This window comes from uncultured Candidatus Kuenenia sp. (assembly GCF_900696675.1).
GTDB lineage: Bacteria > Planctomycetota > Brocadiia > Brocadiales > Brocadiaceae > Kuenenia > Kuenenia stuttgartiensis_A.
Genome location: NZ_CAADGZ010000214.1, coordinates 1 through 3,258 on the forward strand (window position 1 = coordinate 1; position 3,258 = coordinate 3,258).

1 protein-coding gene is annotated in these 3,258 nt (G+C 41.6%); it reads left to right on the plus strand.

Annotated elements, in window-relative coordinates:
• The first annotated feature begins 452 nt into the window (after nucleotides 1-452).
• Entirely contained in the window at nucleotides 453-3,044 is a 2,592-nt protein-coding gene (locus QZT26_RS16980) for a tetratricopeptide repeat protein (protein WP_295103853.1), read from the plus strand.
• The last annotated feature ends 214 nt before the right edge of the window (nucleotides 3,045-3,258 follow it).

Below are 3,258 nucleotides of genomic sequence, written 5' to 3' on the forward strand. Positions count from 1 at the left end.
GTCATTGCGAGGGTCTTTTCCGAAGCAATCAGTATACTACGAGATATTTCGTGACGTAAGAAACGCCATATCACGGGAGAAGCAAATTAAGGGTGGCTCAAGGGCTAAAAAAATAGCATTAATTAATGGAATGAATGCAGGATGGAAGGATCTCTATGACGGTCTATGAGATTGCTTCGGAAAAAGCCCTCGCAATGACAAGCTGATACCCTTGTAATGACAAGCATGTGGTTTTGGTATGATGGATAGAGCCTCGGATTTCTAATCCGCTTCCGCTTGTAATGACAAAATAAGTCATCAGTCATCATGTTTCATTTGCAACACCCAGAAACGATGAAAATGGTTTTATAGCCATATCATATTGCGGTACCTGTGCTTAAACTATCTTTTGTAGTCTTATTTTCGAGCCAAACGCCTTTGATTATACAAAAAAGAAAATAATTATTGCAGGCATGAAAAAACATCATATCAGGTACGACGGGAGGAAACTCCAGCCACCACGAATAAAGCATTCCTTACGGTTATTAGCAGTGTATTGCGGTTTCTTTCTGCTTATTTTAGCCCTTAATGGCGTTGCCTCTGTACAAACCAACTGGGCAGATAATTATCATCGCCCTGAAAATATTTTTGAAAAAGGGTGTAACGAGACACCTGCGCTGTTTACCGGGATAAATAAGTACCTATTGGCTAACAATGCACCTCACGATTTAGTCGCTATGCAATGGTTCTTAGACGGCAACGTCATGGCAAAACAGGCGGACATATTTACCGTTGAAGCGGCGAGTTTTGCAGAAGTGGAAGATGCAAAACAACATACCATGCGTGTTTCACGCATGGTACCCTTTCCTGTGTGGTTAGAACAGCGGGATCATATCTACGTTATTTGCGCAGGGTACTCCACCAGACAGGATGATTTATTGCCCTATGTGGAGTCGATTAAAAAAAACGGCTACCCAAAGGCGTCTTTGGGCATTGTCTCCTTAAAGGACAGAAAGGTTATTCTGGAGGCATCTCCTTCGCTTGAAATAAAGAGGAAGGGTGATGAACAATCTTTGGAGATTATGAGGAAGAAGCAGGTTGGTACGGGAAGGGTGGATCTTTCTGATGTGGAAGAGAAATTGCTCGAAAGCGATGAAGCATCTGAGGAATTCTTTCAGACGTACGAAGGAGACTATTATATTGGCAAGGCATGGAGAAGTTACCACGCGGGCAATTTTGACATGGCAATTAAATTTTTCCAATTTGCCGCTTCATTTACTGAAACCGCGCATGAGTCAAATCTTGGCACTGCATATTGCTATATCGAACAGGGCAGGAAAGATGAGGCGCTTTCTATTTTTGATAAATTAGTGGCAGAAAAATTTAAGTTAAAAGAGATTGCAGGCGTTCTGGCAAAAATAGAATATTTTGACAAAGCCCTCGAAGTGTGCAATAAGGTGCTGTACACCGACCCGTTTAATGCTGATTTCCTGATGTTGAAACTAAATATTCTTCTGCAAAGAAAGAATTATGACGAGGTGAGGGCTATTCTGGCGGGAGTGCCAAATGATAAAAATACCCTCGAATTATTATTGCTCGGTGCAGATATAGAGGCGTGGTCGAAAAACTATGAGAAGGCAATAGAAAAATATCAGCAATTAACAGAACAGTTTCCGGAAGAAGGCAAGGCCTGGCTGGGATACCTGAAGACGGTAACATGGTCAAAAAACTGGTTATTATTGTCGGACATTTTACCGCAAGGTATCGAAAAGATTGAAATGACGGATGATGACCGCCCCTTTTTTGTGGATGCCTTTCTTGCATTGGGGAATATTGAAAAAGCGCTGGCGGTGTGGGATGAAATGGATGCAAATGCAAAGGGCTGGAGCAAGTCTTTGTCAGCAATAGTTGATAAATATATGTCATTGGGGAAACTGGAGGAAGCGACGCATTTACTGGAAAAAGTATTGGCGACCAGGAAGAAAGATATTCACCTGGCGGAACAGTTGGCGTTAAACTATTTTTACTCGGAAATGCCGGAAAAGGGGTTTGAAGTAATCGGACAGTTTCAAACCGATCCGGAGGCGCAACTAAATATTGAACTCACAAGGGCGGAAATCTTCGCCCTGTTAAAAAATTATGAAGCGTCTTTGTCCATCCTGCAAACAATTGACGTATCAAAAGAAGAAGGAAATCGGGCAGAAACGGTGGAATTAGAGAGTTATTACGGATTGGAAAAAGATGAACAGCTTTTGGAAAAAGCGGCGCTCTATTTAGAAAAACCGCCGGAAGAGGACATAATTGACAGGGCAAAAATACTGACCCTTTCTATTCTCTCCCGGATAAGAATCGGGCAGTACAAAGATGCGGAAAAAGAGATTGAACTATTATCCACTATGCTGCCGGAAGATTACGGCGCGGCGATTCTCAGGGTCTTGCTCAAAAATGCAAGTAAACAGTTAACTGATCGCGATGAATCGATACTGGCACTGGGCAAACAACTATCAGAGTATTCAAAAGACGTCGCTATGGTACGACCACAGCTCCTCGGTGATGAAACGCTGTATGACCAGACAAAGATTTTGTCAATGCATATTCTTGAAGCATGGAGAATCGCCGGTGAATTGTCAAACTATAAAAACAAAGACGTCCTGCAGCAATTGGCAAGGGCGGAATATAAAGCGGGCAATTACCAGCAATCTTTCGACATTTATACAGGACTCTATGAAGAAGAGAACAATGAGCGGTATAAAATGGGGATGGTGGAATGTATGCTGGACTATGGCAATATAAAAAAGGCAACCGAATTATTTGATGAAATTCAAATGCTGCGTTTGCCGCCGAAAGACGTCCCCCGTTATTTCGAGAGTATGATTCGATTGCAAAAGGATGAAGTATTATTTTTTAATACAAAGCTGTCGCAGCTCCCTGAAGATAGCGCCGCTACGGTCACAATGAAAACATTGGTTATTATTGAGCGATTAATGAATGGCGATGAAGTTTTTGCTGATAATGAAATAAAGCGCTATCTTACAGCGGATGTTCACCCCTGCCAAAACGCATAAGTGCTTAATACATAGTTTGTTAAGGCTGTATTTTTAATAAATATGTAGTCACTAATATATTGTTATTATACGACAATATACTTGACTGATAATGGTTGTTATCTGTACAATGGTGGACATGCATATTGTAGAGAACAAGTCAAAATCCGGTAAAAAAATCTATCGATCTACCCTTCTGCGGGAATCGTACCGTGAGGATGGGAAGGTCAAGAAA